The 22,213-nt window shown below is 73.2% G+C and carries 18 protein-coding genes and 1 riboswitch; of the genes, 7 read left to right on the plus strand and 11 right to left on the minus strand.

Annotated features, from left to right (window positions below):
• Nucleotides 1-5: 5 nt before the first annotated feature.
• The 4 genes from IE118_RS13340 to IE118_RS13355 all read right to left on the minus strand — a co-directional run bounded on the left by IE118_RS13340 (nucleotide 6) and on the right by IE118_RS13355 (nucleotide 5,686).
• Nucleotides 6-656, minus strand: a complete 651-nt coding sequence (locus IE118_RS13340) for a thymidine kinase (RefSeq protein ID WP_189558023.1) — start codon at nucleotides 654-656, stop codon at nucleotides 6-8.
• A 43-nt stretch (nucleotides 657-699) separates the two neighbouring features.
• Entirely contained in the window at nucleotides 700-1,947 is a 1,248-nt protein-coding gene (locus tag IE118_RS13345) for an alkaline phosphatase family protein (RefSeq protein ID WP_189558024.1), read from the minus strand.
• Nucleotides 1,947-2,531: a DUF5998 family protein gene (locus tag IE118_RS13350; RefSeq protein WP_189558025.1), complete on the minus strand. Its 585-nt coding sequence runs from the start codon at nucleotides 2,529-2,531 to the stop codon at nucleotides 1,947-1,949. Before IE118_RS13350 ends, IE118_RS13345 begins: the two co-directional genes overlap by 1 nt.
• Before the next feature lie 68 nt (nucleotides 2,532-2,599).
• Nucleotides 2,600-5,686, minus strand: a complete 3,087-nt coding sequence (locus IE118_RS13355; RefSeq protein WP_189558026.1) for a bifunctional acetate--CoA ligase family protein/GNAT family N-acetyltransferase — start codon at nucleotides 5,684-5,686, stop codon at nucleotides 2,600-2,602.
• Between the two features lie 177 nt (nucleotides 5,687-5,863).
• On the opposite strand from IE118_RS13355, the gene IE118_RS13360 reads away from it, so the two are divergent.
• Nucleotides 5,864-6,145 (plus strand): HPr family phosphocarrier protein, encoded by a 282-nt coding sequence (locus IE118_RS13360; protein ID WP_189558027.1) that lies wholly within the window; start codon nucleotides 5,864-5,866, stop codon nucleotides 6,143-6,145.
• A 163-nt stretch (nucleotides 6,146-6,308) separates the two neighbouring features.
• Here the strand turns inward: IE118_RS13360 and IE118_RS13365 are convergent, their stop codons facing one another.
• The 4 genes from IE118_RS13365 to IE118_RS13380 form a co-directional block, all read right to left on the minus strand.
• Nucleotides 6,309-7,004 (minus strand): GntR family transcriptional regulator, encoded by a 696-nt coding sequence (locus IE118_RS13365; protein ID WP_189558028.1) that lies wholly within the window; start codon nucleotides 7,002-7,004, stop codon nucleotides 6,309-6,311.
• 199 nt (nucleotides 7,005-7,203) lie between these two features.
• Nucleotides 7,204-7,977 (minus strand): M23 family metallopeptidase, encoded by a 774-nt coding sequence (locus IE118_RS13370; RefSeq protein WP_189558029.1) that lies wholly within the window; start codon nucleotides 7,975-7,977, stop codon nucleotides 7,204-7,206.
• 12 nt (nucleotides 7,978-7,989) lie between these two features.
• A riboswitch (cyclic di-AMP (ydaO/yuaA leader) is annotated at nucleotides 7,990-8,154 on the minus strand.
• A 201-nt stretch (nucleotides 8,155-8,355) separates the two neighbouring features.
• A complete protein-coding gene (locus IE118_RS13375) occupies nucleotides 8,356-9,744 on the minus strand; it encodes a M16 family metallopeptidase (protein WP_189558030.1) in 1,389 nt (462 codons plus the stop codon).
• Complete coding sequence (locus IE118_RS13380) at nucleotides 9,741-11,111, minus strand: M16 family metallopeptidase (RefSeq protein WP_189558031.1); 1,371 nt, start codon at nucleotides 11,109-11,111, stop codon at nucleotides 9,741-9,743. Before IE118_RS13380 ends, IE118_RS13375 begins: the two co-directional genes overlap by 4 nt.
• A 402-nt stretch (nucleotides 11,112-11,513) precedes the next feature.
• Between IE118_RS13380 and IE118_RS13385 the strand changes: the two genes are divergently transcribed.
• Nucleotides 11,514-13,964, plus strand: coding sequence for a DNA gyrase/topoisomerase IV subunit A (locus tag IE118_RS13385; protein ID WP_189558032.1), 2,451 nt, complete (start codon nucleotides 11,514-11,516; stop codon nucleotides 13,962-13,964).
• 59 nt (nucleotides 13,965-14,023) lie between these two features.
• Here IE118_RS13385 and IE118_RS13390 read toward each other — a convergent pair whose 3' ends face one another.
• The gene (locus IE118_RS13390) at nucleotides 14,024-15,121 is read right to left on the minus strand and encodes a CobW family GTP-binding protein (protein ID WP_373303184.1); all 1,098 of its coding nucleotides are present in this window, start codon (nucleotides 15,119-15,121) and stop codon (nucleotides 14,024-14,026) included.
• A gap of 319 nt (nucleotides 15,122-15,440) precedes the next feature.
• Here IE118_RS13390 and IE118_RS13395 point away from each other — a divergent pair, with 319 nt between their 5' ends.
• The 5 genes from IE118_RS13395 (at nucleotide 15,441) to IE118_RS13415 (ending at nucleotide 19,997) form a co-directional block, all read left to right on the plus strand.
• Nucleotides 15,441-15,944 carry a DUF6082 family protein gene (locus tag IE118_RS13395; protein ID WP_189558033.1) on the plus strand — a complete coding sequence of 168 codons (504 nt, stop codon included), beginning with the start codon at nucleotides 15,441-15,443 and terminating at the stop codon, nucleotides 15,942-15,944.
• Between the two features lie 293 nt (nucleotides 15,945-16,237).
• Entirely contained in the window at nucleotides 16,238-16,474 is a 237-nt protein-coding gene (locus IE118_RS13400; protein WP_189558034.1) for a hypothetical protein, read from the plus strand.
• Nucleotides 16,475-16,636: 162 nt separating this feature from the next.
• Entirely contained in the window at nucleotides 16,637-17,578 is a 942-nt protein-coding gene (locus IE118_RS13405; protein ID WP_189558035.1) for a ferredoxin family protein, read from the plus strand.
• A 74-nt stretch (nucleotides 17,579-17,652) separates the two neighbouring features.
• The gene (locus tag IE118_RS13410; protein WP_189558036.1) at nucleotides 17,653-19,317 is read left to right on the plus strand and encodes a sensor histidine kinase; all 1,665 of its coding nucleotides are present in this window, start codon (nucleotides 17,653-17,655) and stop codon (nucleotides 19,315-19,317) included.
• Nucleotides 19,317-19,997, plus strand: a complete 681-nt coding sequence (locus IE118_RS13415) for a response regulator (RefSeq protein WP_189558038.1) — start codon at nucleotides 19,317-19,319, stop codon at nucleotides 19,995-19,997. Before IE118_RS13410 ends, IE118_RS13415 begins: the two co-directional genes overlap by 1 nt.
• Nucleotides 19,998-20,078: 81 nt before the next feature.
• Here IE118_RS13415 and IE118_RS13420 read toward each other — a convergent pair whose 3' ends face one another.
• Nucleotides 20,079-21,671, minus strand: a complete 1,593-nt coding sequence (locus tag IE118_RS13420) for a monocarboxylic acid transporter (protein WP_189558039.1) — start codon at nucleotides 21,669-21,671, stop codon at nucleotides 20,079-20,081.
• Nucleotides 21,668-22,126, minus strand: a complete 459-nt coding sequence (locus IE118_RS13425) for a DUF485 domain-containing protein (RefSeq protein ID WP_189558040.1) — start codon at nucleotides 22,124-22,126, stop codon at nucleotides 21,668-21,670. Before IE118_RS13425 ends, IE118_RS13420 begins: the two co-directional genes overlap by 4 nt.
• Nucleotides 22,127-22,213 lie beyond the last annotated feature (87 nt).

Genomic DNA, 22,213 nt, shown 5'->3' on the forward strand with positions numbered 1-22,213 from the left:
GGCCCTCAGGTGGCCGACACCGGCAGCACGTCCGGGGACAGGGCCGCCGCGCGGGCCGTCGCGGCCGTCATGTGGCGGCGGTGGTGGCGCCGGCACAGCACCTCGTAGCCGATCTCGTCGGGGGACTGGGCGACGTCGCCGATGACCACCTGGGCCCCCTCCACCACCATGACGCCCCCCACGGTCCGTGCGTTGTGCGTGGCGCGGGCGCCGCACCAGCACAGGGCCTCGACCTGGAGCACCTCGACCCGGTCGGCGAGTTCGACCAGGCGCTGGGAACCGGGGAAGAGCTTGGAGCGGAAGTCGGTGGTGATGCCGAAGGCGTACACGTCGATGTTCAGGTCGTCCACCACGCGGGCGAGCTGGTCTATCTGGTCCGGTGCGAGGAACTGCGCCTCGTCCGCGATCACGTAGTCGACGCGTCCGCCCTGCGAGAGGTGGTCGACGACGTGGGCGTACAGGTCGTGCCCGTCCACGACCTCCACCGCGTCCGTGACCAGCCCGAGCCGGGAGGAGAGCTTGCCCTCGCCCGCCCGGTCGTCGCGGGTGAAGATCATGCCGGCCAGGCCGCGCGCCGAACGGTTGTGCTCGATCTGGAGAGCCAGCGTCGACTTCCCGCAGTCCATCGTTCCGGAGAAGAACACCAGCTCGGGCATGGAGGGTCGGAAACCTTTCGGCGGGGCGGTCACGGGCGGAACCTCAGGAGCGTACTTCGAGGAGGGGGACGAGCTGCTCGGCAGGGGTCATCGAGCCGTGGTTGCCGACCATCGCCGACTCCCTGGGCTCCCGCTCGGAGGCGATCAGCAGCACGTCGTCCCGCGCGGCGGCGACCACGTCGCCGATGCGGTGGTACACCCGCTCGTCGACGGCCGGCCCGAACCAGCCGCAGTCGATCGCCTCGTCGCGCGAGGCCACCCAGAACTGCTCGCCGAGCACCTCGCGCCAGCAGGTCAGCACGTCGTTCGCCGCGCCGGGGACCGCGTACACGTGCCGGGCGCGGCCCTCGCCGCCGAGGAGGGCGACGCCCGCCTTCAGCTCCCAGTCCTCGTCGAAGTCGATGCGGTGCCGCTCGTCGAAGGGGACGTCGATCATGCCGTGGTCGGCGGTGACGTAGAGGGCGCTGCGCGGCGGGAGCTGCTCGGCGAGGCGCTGGACGAGCCGGTCGACGTGGGCGAGCTGGCCGCGCCAGGTGTCGGAGTCGACGCCGAAGCGGTGACCGGCGCCGTCCACCTCGGCGTAGTAGGTGTAGACCAGGGCGCGGTCCGCGCCGGCCAGCTGCGCGGCGGAGAGGTCCATGCGGTCCTCGCCGGAGAGCCGTCCGTGGAAGGAGCCGCCGCTGAGCGCGACCTTGGTGAGCGGGGTGTTCGCGAAGGTCGGGGAGGACACCTGGGCGGCGTGCACGCCCGCGCGGTGGGCCAGCTCGAAGACGGTCGGGTACGGCTGCCAGGCACCGGGCGCGGTCCACGGCTGCCAGCGCAGCTGGTTCATCAGCTCGCCGGTGTCCGGGTCGCGCACCGTGTAACCGGGCAGGCCGTGGGCGCCGGGGGGCAGTCCGGTGCCGACGGAGGCGAGGGAGGTCGCGGTGGTCGCCGGGTAGCCCGCGGTGATCGGGCGGCCGGTGCCGCCGCGCGAGCTGCCGAGCAGCGACGTCAGGAAGGGGGCGTCCTCCGGGTGGGCGCGCAGCTGCTCCCAGCCGAGACCGTCGATCAGGAAGACGCAGTTCCGGTCGGCGGGGGTCAGCTCCCCGATGCCGGCGGTCATACCGGGGACGCCGAGGCCCGCGGCGAGCGTGGGCAGCAGGTCGGCGAGCGAGCCGGAGCCGTACTCGGGCACGGGGGCGGAGTCGAGGGGAAGGGGTTCCGGATGGGGGTCCCAGACCGCGGAATCGAGAGGTGCGGGCGCGGAGCGCCCTCGGTCATGGGCGGCGGGGGGAGGCGGGTGGGCCATCAGCGGGTGTCCGCGGTCGCCTCGGAGAGGGCCTGCGCGAAGACGAGCGCCTGGCGCACCGTCTCCGGCCCGTCGCCGGCCTCGCTGACGCGCAGGCTCAGGTCGTCGGCGGTCGAGCTGCCCGTGTAGCCGTGGTCGGCCTCGCAGTTGGGGTCGCCGCAGGCGGCCGGCTCGAGGTCGATGCGGGAGACGGCGCCCCAGCCGATGGTGAGCACGATCTCGCGCGGAAGCGTGCCCGGCTTGTACGACTCCGGGTTGGCGACCACACGGCTGACCACGATCGACGAGATCCGGCCGAGCTTGACCGACTCCGTCGACGTGGTGGCGTACGGCGTCGGGGAGGTGCTGTCCTCGGCCTGCTCGTCGGTGTGGCTGACGATGAAGCGGTTGCCGGTGAGGACGAGCACGGTCACGTGCCGCCGCACCTCGTTCTGGTCGAACGTCGTCTCCTGGTGGACCAGGTACGACCGGATGGGCTCGCCGCCCACGGCGGCCTCCACCGCCTCGGCCACGAGGGCCGGGTAGTAGCCGCTGCGCTCGATCGCCGCCCGCAGGCCCTGGGTCGTCGTACTGGTCTTGGCCATGACGCCCATCCTAAGGGTGGCCACTGACCACGAGGCACCGCTCGCCCCACTCCGCCGCCCGGGTGCCCTCAGTACGCCGGGAGGGTGCGCGGGCCGAGGTCGTCGCGGGCGGGCGGCGGGGAGAGCCGTACGGAGGCGTCGAGGACGCTGACGCCGTGCGGGGCGACGACGACCGGTTCCAGGGTGACGGCGACCACCTCCGGATGGTCGTGGACCAGCCGCGACACCCTGAGCATCAGCTCCTCCAGCGCCGGGGTGTCCACCGGCGCCGATCCCCGCCAGCCGAACAGGAGGGGGGCGGTCCGGATCGACCGCACCAGCGAGGTGGCGTCCCGGTCGGTGACCGGGATCAGGCGGTGCGCCATGTCCCCGAGCAGCTGCGAGGGGGCCCCGGCGAGCCCGAAGGACAGCACGGCTCCCGCGGCGGGGTCGATCACCGCGCGCACGAGGGTGTCGACACCGCGGGGTGCCATGCGCTGCACCACCGGGCGCAGTTCCTGCGGGCTGCCGAACAGGTCCGTCAGCTCGGCGTACGCCCGGCGCAGCTGATCCTCGTCCGCGAGGTCGAGGCGGACGCCGCCGAGGTCGGCGCGGTGCCTGAGGTGGGGGGCGGTGGCCTTGAGGACCACCGGGTAGCCGAGGACGCGGGCGGCCTCGGCAGCGGCCCCGGGGGTGGGGGCGGGCAGCGCGCGGTACACGTCGATGCCGTACGCGCCGAGCAGGTCGCAGGTGTCCTCGCTGCCGAGGGTGAGGTCCTCGCCGTGCGCGAGCAGCCTCTCGATGAGCGCGGCGGCGCCCCGCTCGTCGATGTTCTCGTGCTCGGGCACCTTGCCGGGTTCGGCGGCGTCACGCCGCCACTGGGCGTAGGCGACGGCGTGCGCGAGGGCCCGGACGGCGCGCTCGGAGGCGGGGTAGGCGGGGATGAGGTGAGCGTCCTCGGGGGGTTCGGCGGGGGTGGGCCCGCCGGCGGGGGCGCCGTGGCCGGTGGGCGGCGCGGGTGGCGTGCCGCCGGAGGGCCGGGGTGCCGCGCCGGCCGATGTCGCCGGTGGTGCTGCCGCCGGGGGCACGGCGCCGGTCTCCGTCCACCGCGCCGCGTCCGCCGCCGCCCCGGAGGCCGCGGGTCCTGCCGCCCGGGTGCCCACGCCGCCTGCCGTGCCGCTGCCCGCCGGGGTCACCGCGTGACGTCCGTCCCGCGTTCCGGCGGCCGGTGCCGTCCGCGCGGGGGTTCGCCGCCCCGTCCCCGTCGGTGCGTCCGTGCCCTCCGCGGGATACGGCGCCGGCTGGGGCGCCGTGCCGGCCGCGGCCGACAGGGCCTCCGCGAGACCGCCGAGTTCGACGTGGACCACGAGGACCGGCTTGGCCGGGGCAGCGGCGGCGGCCGAGCGCAGGGCGTCCGCCAGGGCCGCGTCGCCCACCGAGCCCTCCCCCACCGCGGGAATCGCGGTCACCACGACCGCGTCGCTCGTGTCGTCGGCCAGCGCGTGCGAGAGCGCCGCGTGGAACTGCGCCGCCGACGCCGCCGTGGTGAGGTCCAGCGGCGGGTGCGGGCGCAGGCCCTCGGCGAGGCACGCCTCGTAGGTCAGCAGTCCCAGCGACTCGGAGTTGCCGAGGATCGCCACCCTGGGTCCGGCCGGCAGGGGCTGGCGGGCCAGCAGCAGCCCGGCGTCGACCAGTTCGGTGATGGTGTCCACCCGGATCACCCCGGCCTGCCGCAGCAGCGCGGACACCGTCTCGTGGGGCAGGCGGGTCGCCCGTACGGCATGCCCCCGGGGCCCGGCGCCGTGGCGTGCGCCCTGGACCACGACCAGCGGCTTCGCCGCAGCGGTCCGGCGTGCCAGGCGGGTGAACTTGCGGGGGTTGCCGATGGACTCGAGGTACATGAGGGCGACGTCGGTGTCGGGATCCTCGTACCAGTACTGCAGGACGTCGTTGCCGGAGACGTCGGCCCGGTTGCCCGACGAGACGAAGCTGGAGACGCCCGTGACCCCGGTGACGCCGCCGCCGCGCCGGTGCAGGCGGGAGAGCAGGGCGACGCCGATCGCGCCGGACTGGGCGAACAGCCCGATGCGGCCCGCGCGGGGCGACTCGGGGGCCAGCGAGGCGTTCAGCCGCACGTCCGGTGAGGTGTTGATGACGCCGAACGAGTTCGGGCCGATGATCCGCATCCCGTACGAGCGTGCCTGCCGTACGAGGGCGCGCTGGCGTTCGCGGCCCTCGGGGCCGGACTCGGCGTAGCCGGCGGAGACGACCACGAGCCCCTGCACACCGTGTTCACCGCACTCGGTGACCACCTCGGGCACGTGCTCGGCGGGCACGGCGACGACCGCGAGGTCGACGGGCCCGTCGACGGCGCGGACGGAGCGGTACGCGGGCACCCCGTCGAGCTCCGCGCGGTCCTCCCCGAACGCCTGGTTCACGGCATACAGCCGTCCGGTGAAGCCCGCGTCCCTGATGTTGTCGAGGATGCTGCGGCCCACACCCCCGGGGGCGCGTCCGGCGCCGACGACGGCCACCGAGCCGGGGGCCAGCAGGCGCTGCACCGAGCGCGCCTCGGCCCGCTGCTCCCGCGCGTACTGCACGGCCATGGACCGGTCGGTGGGTTCGAGGCCGAACTCCAGGCGCACGACGCCGTCCTCGAAGCTGCGCTTCTGCGTGTACCCGGCGTCGGTGAACACCTTGATCATCTTGGTGTTGGCGGGCAGCACCTCGGCGGCGAACCGGCGGATGCCGCGCTCCCGCGCGACGGCCCCGATGTGTTCGAGCAGGGCGGAGGCCACGCCCCGGCCCTGGTGGGCGTCCTGCACGAGGAAGGCGACCTCGGCCTCGTCGGCCGGCGCGGACGCGGGCGTCCCGTCGGCGCCGATCCGGTCGTAGCGTACGGTGGCGATGAACTCGCCGCCGACGGTGGCCGCGAGTCCCACCCGGTCCACGAAGTCGTGGTGCGTGAAGCGGTGGACGTCCTTGGCGGACAGGCGCGGGTAGGGCGCGAAGAAGCGGTAGTACTTCGACTCGTCCGACACCTGCTCGTAGAAGCTGACCAGGCGCTCGGCGTCATCGACGGTGATGGGGCGGATGCGCGCGGTGCCGCCGTCGCGCAGCACCACGTCGGCTTCCCAGTGGGCGGGATACTCGTGCCGGTCCGACGAGATCTGCATGGGCCCCAGAGTACGGCTCGCGTGCGACAGGGGCGCGAGGCAGTCTGTGGTGGGCGACAGCCGGGCCGAGGCCGCGGGCCGGCCGTCACCGGGATCGGGCGGGGATGCCGCTCCCGGCACGCTTCACGATGTGGGAAACTGGTCTAGACAACCCTGAACACCGAAGGGCAGCAACACATGGCTGAGCGCCGCGTCAACGTCGGCTGGGCCGAGGGTCTCCACGCCCGCCCCGCCTCCATCTTCGTCCGAGCCGCCACGGCCGCAGGCGTCCCGGTGACGATCGCCAAGGCCGGGGGTGACCCCGTCAACGCGGCCTCCATGCTGGCCGTCCTGGGCCTGGGCGCCCAGGGCGGCGAGGAGATCGTCCTCGCTTCCGACGCCGAAGGGGCGGACGCCGCCCTGGACCGTCTGGCGAGGCTGGTCTCCGAGGGTCTCGAGGAGCTCCCCGAGACCGTCTGACGCCCTCATGGCTGCGGAGACCGCTTTTCCGAAGGGTTTCCACAGCGCACGGAAAGGCCCGTCCGGACCTCCGGGCGGGCCTTTCGCATTTCCTGCATTCCCCTTTCCAGGGCAGCAGGAATAGCCCCCGCGAATAACTCCCTCTTTGTATACGGCACTCGTGTTAAGGGCGCAGACTCGGCATGTTTACGGGATGTTGCGCGTTCCTCACACGCTCCACGCGCCCGGCGCCGGAGCCGAACCTCAGGCGGTGCCCGGCGCTCGCGCGCTCGGTGTGCAGCGCGGTGACGGACCTCGCGCGCTCGCCGTCGCCCCGCGCCACCGCGTCCACGATCGCGCCGTGCTCCGCCCAGTACTCGACCGGGTCCGCGGGCCCCTCGGTGGCGTACATCCACGCGATCTTGTACCGCAGCTGGGTCAGCGTCGACGTCAGCGCCGGGCTGCCGGACGCCTGGGCGAGCGTCTCGTGGAACCAGCCGCTCAGGGACCGCAGATCGTCGCTGTTGCCCTGGCGGGCGCGTTCCTGACCCAGCCGGACGAGGCCGCGCAGCACCTTCAGATGGGCCTCGGTGCGACGCTGGGCGGCCCGGGAGGCACCGAGCGGTTCGAGGAGCGCCCGCATCTCCAGCAGGTCGGCGGCCTCCTGCTCGGTGGGCTCCGCGACGCAGGCGCCCGCGTGCCGGCGGGTGACGACGAAGCCCTCCGCCTCCAGGGTGCGCAGTGCCTCCCGGACGGGGACACGGGAGACGCCGTACCGGCGGGCGAGGACTTCCTCGGTGAGCCGGCCGCCGCGCTCGTGGACACCCGCGACGATGTCGTCCCGGATCGCCGTGCACACCGAGTGCGCGGGAATGCGCATGACCGACCTCCGGCTTAATCCCCGTGAAACGCCGTCACTTGACGCCCGTTCCGTGACTCTATTGCAATCAGCGGGAATTTCCGACGGCGATCCGGAATCCGTGAGTATTTTTTTGCCCGAGCGCCGCCCCGGAAACGCCGAATGCCCCGGCGGGAGCCGGGGCATCGGGGAAACGCGGGAGGCGCGGGGCGCCGGGGTCTCAGAGGTTCACGCCGTGCGCGCGGAGGTAGGCGACGGGGTCGAGGTCGGAGCCGTAGTCGGCGCCGGAGCGGGCCTCGAAGTGCAGGTGCGCGCCCGTGACGTTGCCCGTCGCGCCGGACAGGCCGATCTGCTGGCCGGCGGCCACCTGCTGGCCCACCGAGACGGCGATCGACGACAGGTGGCCGTACTGGGTGTACGTGCCGTCGTTCATCTTGATGACGACCTGGTTGCCGTACGCGCCGCCCCAGCCGGCTTCGACGACGGTGCCGATGCCGACCGACTGGACGGGGGTGCCGCCGGCGGCGTGGAAGTCGACACCGGTGTGGCTGCCGGAGGACCAGACCGCGCCGCCGCTCTTGTAGCCGGTCGACACGTACGAGCCGGGGATCGGGGAGACGAAGGTGTTCAGACGCTTGCGCTCGGCCTCGCGCGCGGCGCGCTCCTGCTCCGCGCGGGCCTGCTCCGCCTCCTCGGCCGCCCGCTCGCGTGCGGCCTGCTCGGCGGCCTTGCGGGCGGCGGCCTCGGCCGCCTCGCGCGCGGCCTCGTGCTGGGCCGCGGCCTGGGCGTCGATGCGGTCGGCGACGGCGTCGCCGAGGGTGACGACGGGGGTGAGGCCGGTCTGCGCGGCGGCCGGTTCGGCGGCGAGCGCGGGAACGGCGAGCGAGCCGACGACGCCGCTGCCGGCGAGCGCCGCGACGCCCGCCGCGCGGGCGGTGCCGCGCTGCATCCTGCTGGGACGACGGTGCTTGCCCGGGGCGCGGGTGAACGCCATGTACAGGCTGTTCCTTTCCTTCCCTCTCGCCTACCGGGTTAGCTGACGGGTTCGGAGCAGGAAGGTCTCCTACGGACCCCCTCGCGACACGCGCGGGCGTCCGATTCACCCCAGGGACTCAGGTGGGTCCCCGGCTCCCCTGGCTCGCGCCGTACGGGGACTCGGCGATGGCTGTCCGGTGCCGCGGGTGCGGCGCACTGCCCGACGAACAGCCCGGATGAAGCTAAGCGGGGCGCCCCGCAATCCCCAAACGAATTCCGGCTTTTGTAGCGCATCCCACAGGGCAGACAGGCAACCTCCGCCCCAATTCGGGCAAAAGAGGGCCCTGGTGACGTGCACGTCACCAGGGCCCCGCGCGTGTGCGCCGCGCGGTGCTCGCTACTCGGCGCTCACCACGGTGACTTCGCCGATCCCGAGGGCCTCCACCGGCGCCTTGATCTGCGACGCGTCACCGACGAGGACCGTCACCAGGCGGTCCACCGGGAAGGCGTTCACGACGGCCGCGGTGGCCTCCACCGTGCCGGTCGCGGCCAACTGCCGGTAGAGGTCGGCCTGGTAGTGGTCCGGCAGGTGCTGCTCGACCTGGTCGGCCAGGGTGCCCGCGACGGCCGCGGCGGTCTCGTACTTCAGCGGCGCCACACCCACGAGGTTCTGCACGGCGACGTCGCGTTCGGCGTCGGTGAGTCCTTCGGCGGCGAGGGTGCGCAGCACCTTCCACAGGTCGTCCAGGGCCGGGCCGGTGTTCGGGGTGTCGACGGAGCCGCTGATGGCCAGCATCGCCGCGCCCGTGCCGTCCGGCGCGGACCTGAGGACCTGCCCGAAGGACCGCACGCCGTAGGTGTAGCCCTTCTCCTCGCGCAGGACGCGGTCCAGGCGGGAGGTGAGGGTGCCGCCGAGGCAGTAGGTGCCGAGCACCTGCGCGGGCCACACCCGGTCGTGCCGGTCCGGGCCGACACGGCCGATCAGCAGCTGCGTCTGGACCGCGCCGGGGCGGTCCACGATCACGACGCGGCCGGTGTCGTCGGCGACCACCGGGGGGACCGGCCGCGGCTCGGCGGAGGAGCCCGTCCAGGCGCCCAGCGTGTCGCCGAGCAGCTGGTCCAGGTCGACGCCGGTGAGGTCACCGACGACCACGGCGGTGGCCGTGGCGGGGCGTACGTGCTTCTCGTGGAAGGCGCGGACGGCCGCGGAGTCGATGCCGGCGACCGTCTCCTCGGTGCCCTGGCGCGGACGCGACATGCGCGAACTCGCCGGGAACAGCTCCTTGGAGAGTTCCTTGGCCGCGCGGCGGGAGGGGTTGGCCAGCTCGTGCGGGATCTCGTCGAGGCGGTTGCGGACCAGCCGCTCGACCTCGCTGTCGGCGAACGCGGGGGCCCTCAGGGCGTCGGCGAGCAGCCCGAGTGCCTTGGGCAGGCGGGAGGCCGGGACCTCCAGGCTGAGGCGGACACCGGGGTGGTCGGCGTGCGCGTCCAGCGTGGCGCCGCAGCGCTCCAGTTCGGCGGCGAACTCCTCGGCGGAGTGCTTGTCGGTGCCCTCGGAGAAGGCCCGCGCCATGATCGTGGCGACGCCGTCGAGGCCGGCCGGCTCCGCCTCCAGGGGGGCGTCGAGCAGCACCTCGACCGCGACGACCTGCTGGCCGGGGCGGTGGCAGCGCAGCACGGTCAGGCCGTTGTCGAGCGAGCCGCGCTCGGGGGCCGGGAAGGCCCAGGGCCTGGCCTCGCCGGCCTGCGGCTGCGGGTGGAAGTCCATCGTGGCGAGCTCGGTCACTTCGCCGCCTCCTCGTTCTCGTCGGTGCCGGCTGCGGCGGCTTCCCCGGTCTCGTCGGCCTCGCCGGCGACGGGCTCGTAGACGAGCACCGCGCGGTTGTCGGGGCGCAGCCGGCTCTTGGCGACCTCCTGCACCTCCTGCGGCGTCACCTCCAGGACGCGCCGGACGGCGGTGAGGGCGAGCTGCGGGTCGCCGAACAGGACGGCGTACCGGCACAGTTCGTCGGCGCGGCCCGCGACCGTGCCGAGCCGGTCGAGCCACTCGCGCTCCAGCTGGGCCTGCGCGCGCTCCATCTCCTCGGCCGTGGGGCCCTGCTCGGCGAACCGGGCGAGCTCCTCGTCGATGGCGGCCTCGATGACGGGCACCTCGACGTCGCCGGACGTCTTCACGTCCAGCCAGCCCAGGGACGGCGCCCCGGCCAGCCGCAGCAGGCCGAAACCGGCGGCCACGGCCGTGCGGTCACGGCGTACGAGACGGTTGTACAGGCGCGAGGACTCGCCGCCGCCGAGGACGGTGAGCGCCACGTCGACGGCGTCGCACGCGCGCGTGCCGTCCTCCGGCAGCCGGTAGGCGGCCATCAGCGCGCGGGCGGGGACCTCCTCCTCCACGACCTCGCGCAGCTGCTCGCCGATGACGTCGGGCAGTGAGCCGTCGCGCGGGACGGGCTTGCCGTCGTGGGAGGGGATGGAGCCGAAGTACTTCTCGATCCACGCGAGCGTCTGCTCCGGGTCGATGTCGCCGACCACGGAGAGTACGGCGTTGTTCGGCGCGTAGTAGGTGCGGAAGAACTGGCGCGCGTCCTCCAGGGTGGCCGCGTCCAGGTCCGCCATCGAGCCGATGGGCGTGTGGTGGTACGGGTGGCCCTCCGGGTAGGCGAGGGCGGTCAGCTTCTCGAAGGCCGTGCCGTAGGGGACGTTGTCGTAGCGCTGGCGGCGCTCGTTCTTGACGACGTCCCGCTGGTTCTCCATGGACTCCTCGTCCAGGGCGGTCAGCAGGGAGCCCATGCGGTCGGCCTCCAGCCAGAGCGCGAGCTCCAGCTGGTGGGCGGGCATGGTCTCGAAGTAGTTGGTGCGCTCGAAGCTGGTGGTGCCGTTGAGGGAGCCGCCGGCGCCCTGGACCAGCTCGAAGTGACCGTTGCCCTTCACCTGGGCGGAGCCCTGGAACATCAGGTGCTCGAAAAGGTGAGCCAGACCGGTGCGTCCCTTGACTTCGTGGCGCGAACCCACGTCGTACCAGAGGCACACCGCGGCGACCGGGGTCAGGTGGTCCTCGGAGAGCACCACGCGCAGGCCGTTGGCCAGGCGGTGTTCGGTCGCTGTCAGGCCGCCGGAGCCTGCCTGGGCTGTGGCCGTGTGACCCATGGGCATGTACGTCCCTTCGATCGCGGAGGCGGTCGTCGAAACCGCCGTTTCTGCCGGTCCTGCCACTGTATGCAAGCGTGCGGACGAACCGGGAAGTTCCCGCGGGGGGCGGCTACGCCGAGAGCGAGAACCCGGCCGGGGGCCGCGGGCGCGGGTACGTCCCGGTGGCTCCGGGGGACCGGGAGGCGCCGCCGCGGGTGCCGGGCGCGCGGGCCTCCCCCGGCCGCCGCGCTTCGCCGGCCGGGAACCCCGCACCGGTCCGGCGGCCGGCGCGGCGTACTCTGCTCGCGCCGCCGCATCCCGCCGAACCGACCGGCCGGACCCGGGTCCTGGTCCCGCCTGTCAGTGCGACGGTCCACAATGGTCCGCGTCAGATCCCGTCCCACGCTCAGCAAGGAGCCGGCAGCGATGGCCCGCCGCAGCACAAAGACCCCGCCGCCCGACGACTCGTACGAGGAGAAGATCCTCGACATCGACGTCGTCGACGAGATGCAGGGCTCCTTCCTCGAGTACGCCTACTCGGTCATCTACTCGCGCGCCCTGCCGGACGCGCGGGACGGCCTGAAGCCGGTGCACCGCCGCATCGTCTACCAGATGAACGAGATGGGCCTGCGGCCCGAGCGCGGCTACGTGAAGTGCGCCCGCGTCGTCGGCGAGGTCATGGGCAAGCTGCACCCGCACGGCGACGCGTCGATCTACGACGCCCTGGTGCGCATGGCCCAGTCGTTCTCGATGCGCGTCCCGCTGGTCGACGGCCACGGCAACTTCGGCTCGCTGGGCAACGACGACCCGCCCGCGGCGATGCGGTACACCGAGTGCCGGATGGCCGAGGCCACCAGTCTGATGACCGAGTCCATCGACGAGGACACGGTCGACTTCGCCCCCAACTACGACGGCCAGGAGCAGGAGCCGGTGGCGCTGCCCGCCGCGTTCCCGAACCTGCTGGTCAACGGCGCGTCGGGGATCGCGGTCGGGATGGCCACCAACATGCCGCCGCACAACCTGCGCGAGGTCGTCGCGGCGGCGCGGCACCTGATCAGGCACCCGGGCGCCGACCTCGACGCGCTGATGAAGCACGTCCCGGGCCCCGACCTGCCCACCGGTGGCCGGATCGTCGGCCTCTCCGGCATCCGCGACGCCTACGAGACGGGCCGCGGCACGTTCAAGATCCGTGCGACGGTCACGGTCGAGGACGTGACGGCCCGGCGCAAGGGCCTGGTCGTCACCGAGCTGCCGTTCGCGGTCGGTCCGGAGAAGGTGATCGCCAAGATCAAGGACCTGGTCGGCTCGAAGAAGCTCCAGGGCATCGCCGACGTCAAGGACCTCACCGACCGCGAGCACGGGCTGCGCCTGGTCATCGAGATCAAGAACGGCTTCGTGCCGGAGGCGGTGCTGGAGCAGCTGTACAAACTGACGCCGATGGAGGAGTCCTTCGGCATCAACAACGTGGCGCTGGTGGACGGCCAGCCGCTCACCCTCGGTCTCAAGGAACTCCTGGAGGTCTATCTCGACCACCGGTTCAACGTCGTCCGCCGGCGTTCGGAGTTCCGCCGCGGCAAGCGCCGTGACCGTCTGCACCTGGTCGAGGGCCTGCTCACGGCGCTGGTGGACATCGACGAGGTCATCCGCCTCATCCGGTCCAGCGACAACTCTGCAGAGGCCAAGCAGCGCCTGATCGAGCGCTTCTCCCTCAGTGACATCCAGACCCAGTACATCCTGGACACGCCGCTGCGCCGGCTCACCAGGTACGACCGGATCGAGCTGGAGGCCGAGAAGGACCGGCTGAACGCGGAGATCGAAGAACTGACCCGGATCCTGGACTCGGACGCCGAACTGCGCAAGCTGGTCTCCGCCGAACTGGCGTCGGTGTCCAAGAAGTTCGGCAATGACCGGCGTACGCTCCTGCTGGAGTCGGCCGGCGCCCCGGCCGCCGCCGTACCGCTCCAGGTCGCGGACGACCCCTGCCGCGTCCTGCTGTCGTCCACGGGCCTGCTCGCCCGCACGGCGAACGACGAGCCGCTCGCCGACAGCGCCAAGCGCGTCAAGCACGACGTGATCCTCTCGGCCGTGCCCGCGACGGCCCGCGGTGAGATCGGCGTCGTCACCTCTTCCGGCCGTCTGCTCCGGCTGAACGTCGTGGACCTGCCGCAGCTCCCCGAGACGATGCCGACGCCGAACCTGTCGGGCGGGGCCCCGCTGGCCGAGTTCGTGTCCCTGGAGGACGACGAGCAGGTGGTGTGCCTGACCACGCTCGACGAGTCCTCCCCGGGCCTGGCGCTCGGTACGGAACAGGGTGTCGTCAAGCGTGTGGTGCCCGACTACCCGGCCAACAAGGAGGAGTTGGAGGTCATCACGCTGAAGGAGGGCGACCGGATCGTCGGCGCGGTCGAGCTGCGCACCGGCGACGAGGACCTGGTCTTCATCAGCGACGACGCGCAACTACTGCGCTACCAGGCGGCGCAGGTCCGCCCGCAGGGACGCCCCGCGGGCGGCATGGCGGGCATCAAGCTCACCGCGGGTGCGAAGGTCATCAGCTTCACGGCGGTCGATCCGGCGGCGGACGCGGTGGTGTTCACGGTCGCGGGTTCCCGCGGCACGCTGGACGACTCCGTCCAGACGACGGCCAAGCTCACGCCGTTCGACCAGTACCCCCGCAAGGGGCGGGCCACCGGCGGCGTCCGCTGCCAGCGGTTCCTGAAGGGCGAGGACTGCCTGTCCCTGGCCTGGGCGGGCCCGGCACCGGCTCGTGCCGCGCAGAAGAACGGCACCGCGGTGGACCTCCCGGAGCCCGACCCGCGCCGTGACGGTTCGGGCGTGTCCCTGGCGAAGACGGTGTCGGTGGTGGCGGGCCCCGTCTAGACGGCCCGTCCACGGCCCGTCCGGGCACCCAGTCCAGGCACCCCGCCCAGGCGCCCCGCCTAGGCGGCCGGGTCCTCCGCGGCCCCCTGGACGTAGCGCAGGACGCCCCACATGCCCTGCTCGTCGGCGTGTGGGGCGCCGTCGCTCACGCAGGCCTCCAGCTCCGCGCCGAGGGCGGCGGTGTCGAGGTCGGTGCCGATGAGCACGAGCTGTGTCAGCCGCTCCGCCCCGGCCGGCCAGGGCTCGGGGTAGAACCGCAGGAACCGCCCCACGGCGTGCACGGCGTACCGGTTGCCGGCGTCGTACGGCCCGAAGTCGACGTACCCCTTGATCCGGTACAGCCCCTCGGGCCGGCTGTCCAGGAAGCGGACCAGCCGCCGCGGGTCCAGCGGGCGCCCGGACGCGAAGGAAACGCTGTCGTACCCGGCGTGCAGGTGCCCGGCGTGCTCGTCGCGGTCGTCGTGCTCGCCGTGCTCGCCGTGGTCGTCGCGGTCGTCGTGTTCGCCGTGGTGCAGGTCGTCGAAGGACAGCTGCCCGACGCGCTCCTCGGCCGGCCGGCAGTCGAAGAGGAACTCGGGGTCGACGCGGCCGTGCGTGGCGGGCACCACGGCCGCGCGGTCGACCAGCGACCGGACGAGCCCCAGCACCCTCCCGGCGTCCGGGGCGCGGTCGACCTTGTTGACCACCACCAGGTCGGCGAGGGCGAGGTGCCGGTCGATCTCGGGGTGCCGGGCCCGGGTGTCGTCGAACTCGGCGGCGTCCACCACCTCGACGAGCCCTCCGTAGACGATCCCCGGATGCTCGCTCGCCAGCACCATGCGCACGAGCTCCTGCGGTTCGGCGAGCCCGCTGGCCTCGATGACGACGACGTCGATGCGTGCCTCGGGCCGGGCGAGCCGCTCGAGGTAGACGTCCAGCTCACTGCTGTCCACCGCGCAGCACAGGCAGCCGTTGCCCAGCGACACCGTCGAGTCGCCGAGCGCGCCGGCCACGGCCATGGCGTCGATCTCGATCGCTCCGAAGTCGTTGACGACGGCGCCGATGCGGCTTCCGCCGCTGCGGTGCAGGAGGTGGTTGAGCAGGGTGGTCTTCCCCGAGCCGAGGAACCCGGCCAGCACCACGACCGGAATCTGCCGCCCACCGCTCCGCACCACCACACGACCCCTCTCACCTCTGGGCGCACCCCGGCTCACGTCCGCGCGTGTACCCGGGAACCGACTGACGCACCAGGATATGCGCCCTCCGAACGGCTCCGAAGTGAACGATTGTTAGCAGCGCGGGCGGGGCAGATGTCGGGCAAGGCGCCGGTTCGTGCGACCCTCGATTCCTCCCGTGCGCCTCTTCTCCGCCTTCCCGCCGATCAGAGCCGCTCGGCACCCTGGAAGGCGGCAAGCGCCGCCCACCGCTCGCCGGTTCCCTCCAGTCGACCCGCATCCCGACGACCGGCGGACGGCGGCCCGATCGGGGGTATTTGACATGGCCACACAGAACTTTGGCTTCCGGGAGCGCGGCTCCGCCGCCTGGTCACACCTCGCGAGCACCCTGGCGAAGCGGAGTCTGAGGCAGCGCAGACGAGCGGCGCTCGCCGAACAGCACCGGCTGCACTTCGACCTCCTGTGCAGGGCCATGGTCGACCCGGCGCTGGCCGCCGTACTGGACACCTACGAGACGGACGTGCCCCCGGAGAGGCAGCGCCAGTACCTCTTCGCCAACGCCCTGTACGTCAACGCGATGTACTTCCACCGGATCGGGGCGTTGTCGCTCGCCGAGCTCTACGGTCATGTGCGGGTGATGTCCCGCAACGCGATCTTCCGCGAGTACTGGGCCGCCACGCGGCACCACCGGGACAGCCTGCCCGCCTCCTCCGAGGAGGCCGCGCTGGGAGCCATGATGAGCACCCTCGTCGACGAGATGAGCGCGCTTCTCGAGGACTCGGACGACCTGGAGGAGTGGTGGGTGGTCGGGGAGACTCCGCAGTGACGCCGGGGAGACGCCGGACGAGTGATCACCCGTCTCCACCGCCGCGCAGGTGAGACGCGAAGCGTCCGAAACCTGTAGCCTTCCCCGTGCGCCCGCGGGAGGAACATGCCGTCACGGGTGGCGACTTCATCGCGTGGGGCTGCCTCCCTAACCAGCGGTCAGCGGCCTTTTCATGAGCACAGCGGGCCCGCTCATGAGCTTCGCTGGACGCAAGTTCAGGCCACCAGCTGACACGGCGTCAGACGCACGCGTCGCCCGTCCCTGAATCCACCCAGGAACGGATAGGAACGGACTTGAAGATCGTGCGTCGAATCGGGGCCTCCCCCCGGGAGCGCGGCAGTGCCAGCGGCCAGACCTGCCCCGACATCTTCGAGCTGAGCGACGGGGACTTCGCCGTCATCGGCACGGAGGCCACCGCCGTCCTTGACAGCGAACTGCCCGCGGACGCTGCCCGCGCGGAGGACGAGCGGATCGTCATCATCAGCCGGGAGACCCTGCTGCGTGCCAGGGCGGACATCCCCGAAGTGTGAAAGCCGCTCCACTCAGGGCCCCGTCGCGGCTGCACCACGCACAGGGCCCGGTGGTGCGGAAGTCCGCCGCACGCGTCCGCGCCCGCCGGACACCGGCCTCCGTCAGCGGACACGGACGGCACCACCGGGCACCGCCGAGCAAGTCAGGTTAGGCTCACCTCTGTGAGTAGCACGTGCTCGAGCGTCTCCCGCAAGCTCGACGAGCCGGTCGCGGGGACCGCGGCGACCGCGAGGACCTGGCTGCTGCTGGAGCAGCCCGGGCCCTGGGGTGCCGAGGCGCTCACGTCGAGTCATCTCGATCCCGCGCTGGGCAGGGCCCTGCGGGCCGCCGCGAAGGGCACCGGGGTGCGGATCGCGCTGGTACGCCGGGCCGGACGGCACGCGGACAGCGGGGTCCCCGCCCTGCGCCGGGTGTACGTGGCCCACACGGTGCCGGGAAAGGTGTGGCTGCACACCGCCACCGTCACCGACCCCGGCCGGCTGCTCGGTCTCGACTTCGCCGCACTGGGCCGGGGCGAGCCCGGGAGCTTCGACGCGGTGCTCGACGGAGCGGTCCACGAGGGTGACCCGCTCGCCCTGGTGTGCACCAACGGCAAGCGCGACCGCTGCTGCGCCCTGCTCGGACGGCCGCTCGCGGCCGAGCTCGCCGCCTCCGGGGTCGACGGCGTCTGGGAGGTCACCCATCTGGGCGGTCACCGCTTCTCCCCCACCGTGCTCGTGCTGCCGTACGGCTACGCGTACGGCAGGGCCGAGGCACACGCCGTCAAGGAGGTGCTGCACGGCGCCCAGGAGGGCCGGATCGTCGTGGACGGGTGCCGGGGCCTCTCCGCGTGGGAGCGGCCGGGGCAGGCGGCCGAGCTGGCCGTCCGGCGCGCGGTGGGCGAGTACGCCGCCGGGGCCCTGAGCGTCGTGACGACGGAGGGCGCCGCGCCCCGCTGGGCCGTGACCGTCGCGCACGCGGACGGGCGTCGCTGGCGGGTCGAGGTCGCGCAGGGCGCGTCCCTGCCGCCGCGGCCGGAGAGCTGCGGCTCCGCGCTCGGCTCGCCCGCGCGGATGGACGTCGCGGACGTCCGCGAGGTGACCGCGGCGGCCCCGGCGGGCTGACGGCACCGGAAGGTCCGGGAGATCCCCGCCACACCCCGGCGGCACCCCGCGGCCACCCGCGTACGGTCGGGGGCATGAGTACCACTCCCCCCGGACGCCGTCTGCGCCTCGGTCTGCCGCGGCGGGCGTTCTCGCAGGTGCTGCTGATGCAGCTGGCGATCGCCGCGGGTGTCGCGGTGCTCGCCACCGGGCTGTTCCTGGCGCCCCTCGGCGACCAGCTGGACGACCAGGCGATGCGCCGGGCGCTCGCGATCGCGCAGACCACCGCCCAGCAGCCGCAGATCGCGGCCGGCGTGCGGGAGACCGAGCCGTCGCCGGACGGGCCGGTGCAGCAGGAGGCGGAACGGATCCGCGAGGCGACCGGCGCCGAGTACGTCGTGGTGCTGGACGTGCGGGGGGTGCGCTGGTCGCACACCGATCCGCAGCGGATCGGCGGCCTGGTGTCGACCGACCCGGGCGAGGCGCTGGCCGGACACGACGTGATGGAGATCGACGACGGCACCCTGGGGCGCTCCGCGCGGGGCAAGGTGCCGTTGCGCGACGGCGACGGCGAGATCGTCGGCGCGGTCTCCGTCGGCATCGCCTACGACAGCGTGCGGGCCCGGCTGATCCACGCCATCCCGGGCCTGTTCGCCTACGCGGGCGGCGCCCTGGCCGTGGGCGCGCTCGCGGCCTGGCTGATCTCCCGCCGGGTCCAGCGGCAGACCCGTGACCTGGCCTTCTCCGACATCGCGGCGCTGCTGGCGGAGCGCGAGGCCATGCTGCACGGCATCCGGGAGGGTGTCGTCGCCCTGGACGCCGACGGCCGCGTCCGGCTGCTGAACGACGAGGCGCAGCGTCTGCTGGGGGTCGGTGAGGAGGCCGTCGGCCGCTCCCCCGACGAGGCACTCGGGACGGGACGCACCGCCGACGTGCTGGCCGGACGGGTGGCCGGCACCGATCTGCTCACCGTCCGCGGCCGGCGGGTGCTGGTCGCCAACCGGATGCCGACCGACGACGGCGGGGCCGTGGCCACGCTGCGCGACCGCACGGAGCTGGACCGGCTCGGCCGGGAGCTGGACTCCACGCGCGGTCTGATCGACGCGCTGCGCGCCCAGGACCACGAGCACGCCAACCGCATGCACACCCTGCTGGGACTGCTGGAGCTGGAAATGTACGACGACGCGGTGGAGTTCGTCGGGGAGGTCGTCGGCGACCACCGGGCCACCTCCGAACAGGTGACCGAGAAGATTCGCGACCCGCTCCTCGCGGCGCTCCTGGTGGGCAAGGCGACGGTCGCGGCCGAGCGCCAGGTGGCCCTGTGGATCACGGACGGGACCCGGCTGCCGGACCGGCTGATCGACCCCCGGGGCCTGGTCACGGTCGTCGGCAACCTGGTAGACAACGCCCTGGACGCCGTCGCCGGGACACCGCGGGCGCGCGTCGAGGTCGAACTGCGCGCGGAGGGACGCACGGCGGTGCTCGTGGTGCGCGACACCGGGCCCGGCGTCCCGCCGGAGCAGCGGGAGCTGGTCTTCACGGAGGGCTGGTCCACGAAGGAGCCGCCGGCCCACCGCGAACGGGGCATCGGGCTGTCACTCGTGCGCACGCTCGCCGAACGGCAGGGCGGCAGCGCGCGCGTCGGGGAGGCGAGCGGAGGCGGCGCGGAGTTCACCGTCGTCCTGCCCGAGGCCCTGACCGAGCCGGGCGCGGAACCCGCGCTCACGGGGGCCCGCGAGGCCACCGGGGAGGAGGCGTGATGATCGAGGTCCTGGTGGTGGACGACGACGTCCGGGTCGCTCGGGTCAACGCCGCCTACGTCGAGCGGGTGCCCGGCTTCCGGGTCGCCGCGCAGGCGCACAGCGCGGCCGAGGCCCTCGCCCGGCTGGAGGCGCTGCCCCGGCCGGATCTCGTCCTGATGGACCACTACCTGCCCGACGAGACGGGACTCCAGGTGGTCCGGGAGATGCGGCGACGCGGCCACCAGACCGACGTGATCATGGTGACGGCGGCCCGTGACGTGGCCACCGTGCAGGCGGCGATGCGCCAGGGTGCCCTGCAGTACCTGGTCAAGCCGTTCGCCTTCGCCGGGCTGCGCACCAGGCTGGAGGCGTACGCGGACCTGCGCCGTACGCTCGACGGCGGCGGTGAGGCCGAGCAGGCCGAGGTGGACCGCATCTTCGGCACGCTGTCGGTGTCGTCCGAGCCCCAGTTGCCGAAGGGGCACTCCCCCACCACCGCGGAACTGGTGCGGCAGTCCCTGATCGACGCCGACGGGCCGCTGTCGGCCCAGGAGATCGCCGAACGCACGGGGGTGAGCCGGCAGACCGCCCAGCGCTACCTGAAGCTCCTGGAGCGCACCGGACGGGCCACGCTGACGCTGAAGTACGGGGACGCGGGCCGCCCGGAACACCGTTACGTGTGGGCGACCCGCGCCTGAGGGCACGGCCCGTGGGGGCGGGGGAAGGAACCGTGCCCCCCTTCCCTACGGATGCCGGCGCCCTTTCGTCTCCGGCGCCGCCTACACCGCCCCCGCGCCGGTGAGCGCACGCACCTCGGTCTCGGCGTGCCGGGCCTCGTCGGGAACCTCGGCCGAGGTGACGGTGCCGAGCCAGCCCGCGAGGAAGCCCAGCGGGATGGAGACCAGGCCCGGGTTCTGCAGCGGGAAGAGCTGGAAGTCGACGCCGGGGAACAGGGAGTCGGGGCTGCCGGACACCACGGGCGACAGCAGCACCAGCACCACGGCCGGGACCAGACCTCCGTACACGGACCACACGGCACCGCGGGTGGTGAAACCGCGCCAGAACAGCGAGTAGAGCAGCACCGGCAGATTGGCCGAGGCGGCCACCGCGAAGGCCAGGCCCACGAGGAAGGCCACGTTGAGGTCGCGGGCCAGGAGTCCGAGGGCGATGGCGAGCAGCCCGATGCCGGCCGCGGCGACCCGGGCCACCGCGACCTCGCTGCGCGGCTTCCCGCCCCGGCGCCGCAGGGAGGCGTAGAGGTCGTGGGCGACGGACGCGGACGAGGCGAGGGTGATGCCGGCGACCACGGCGAGGATGGTGGCGAAGGCGATCGCGGCGACGACCGCGAACAGGACCGTGCCGCCGGTGGTGCCGGCGCCGCCGCCCAGGTCGAGTGCGAGCAGGGGCACCGCCGTGTTCCCGGACGCGTGGGAGGCGCGGACGGCGTCCGGTCCGATGAGGGCGGCGGCGCCGAAGCCGAGCACGATCGTCATCAGGTAGAAGCCGCCGATCAGTCCGATCGCCCACACCACCGAACGCCGCGCCGCCCGTGCCGTGGGCACCGTGTAGAAGCGGGACAGGATGTGCGGCAGCCCGGCCGTGCCGAGCACCAGGGCCAGGCCCAGGCTGATGAAGTCGAACCGCGCCGTCCAGTCGGCGCCGTAGGCGAGCCCGGGTGCGAGGAACGCGTCGCCGTGGCCGCTGCGTTCGGCCGCCGTGTGCAGCAGGAGGTTGAGGTCGCCGTGGAACCGCAGCAGGACCAGGACGGTCAGCGCGACGGTGCCGACGAGCAGCAGGACCGCCTTGACGATCTGGATCCAGGTGGTGGCCCGCATGCCTCCCAGCGACACGTAGATCACCATGAGGACGCCGACGCCGACCACCGTCCACGCCTGCGCGGCCCCGCCGGTGCCGCCGAGCAGCAGCGCGACCAGACTGCCCGCGCCGACCATCTGCGCCACCAGGTACAGCACGGACACGGTGACCGAGGAGGTGCCCGCCGCGATCCGCACCGGCCGTTCGCGCATGCGGGCCGCGACCACGTCGGCGAGGGTGAACCGGCCGCAGTTGCGGACCAGTTCCGCGACCAGGAACAGCACCACCAGCCACGCCACGAGGAAGCCCACCGAGTAGAGCATGCCGTCGTAACCGACGAGGCAGATGAGCCCGGAGATGCCGAGGAAGGAGGCCGCCGACATGTAGTCGCCCGCGAGGGCGAAACCGTTCTCCATGGGGGAGAACAGCCGTCCGCCCGCGTAGAACTCCTCGGCCGAGCCCTGCCGGTGGCGGCTCACCCAGGTCGTGATGCCCAGGGTGACCGCGACGAACAGGGCGAAGAGCAGCAGCGCCGTCGTCCGGTGGTCGACCGTCATGACGGACCGCCCCGGCCCCGCGCCAGCTCCTGGGCGCCCCAGCGCAGTTCCAGCGCGGCGCGGTCCCTGCGCAGCCGCGCGTGCCGCACGTAGGCCCAGGTGAGCAGGAAGGTGCTGAGGAACTGGCCGAGTCCCGCCAGCAGTCCGACGTTCACCGCGCCCGCGACGGGCCGGGCCAGCAGGTCGGGCGAGGTCGTGGCGGTCACCACGTACGCCACGTACCAGGTGAAGAAGACGAACACCGCCGGGACCACGAAGCGCCGGTACCGGCGGCGCACCTCCTGGAAGGCGGCACTGCGCTGTACTTCGAGGTAGACGTCGGCGGCCGCCGCGGTGGTGTCCCGCTCACGTCGCGCCGGCGGGACCCCCGCGCCGGCCGACTCGCCCCAGCCCGAGGCCAGGGCGTCGTACCAGGGATCGTCGTAGGCGACGTCCCCCGAGTTGCTTGGCTGCATGCCCAAGGATGGACAGAACGGGAAGATCCCCGACTCTTCTTCCCGTTCTGTTTCACCCCATCAGGTGACTGGACCGTGCACGTGCCC

This window comes from Streptomyces pilosus, assembly GCF_014649835.1.
Classification (GTDB): domain Bacteria; phylum Actinomycetota; class Actinomycetes; order Streptomycetales; family Streptomycetaceae; genus Streptomyces; species Streptomyces pilosus.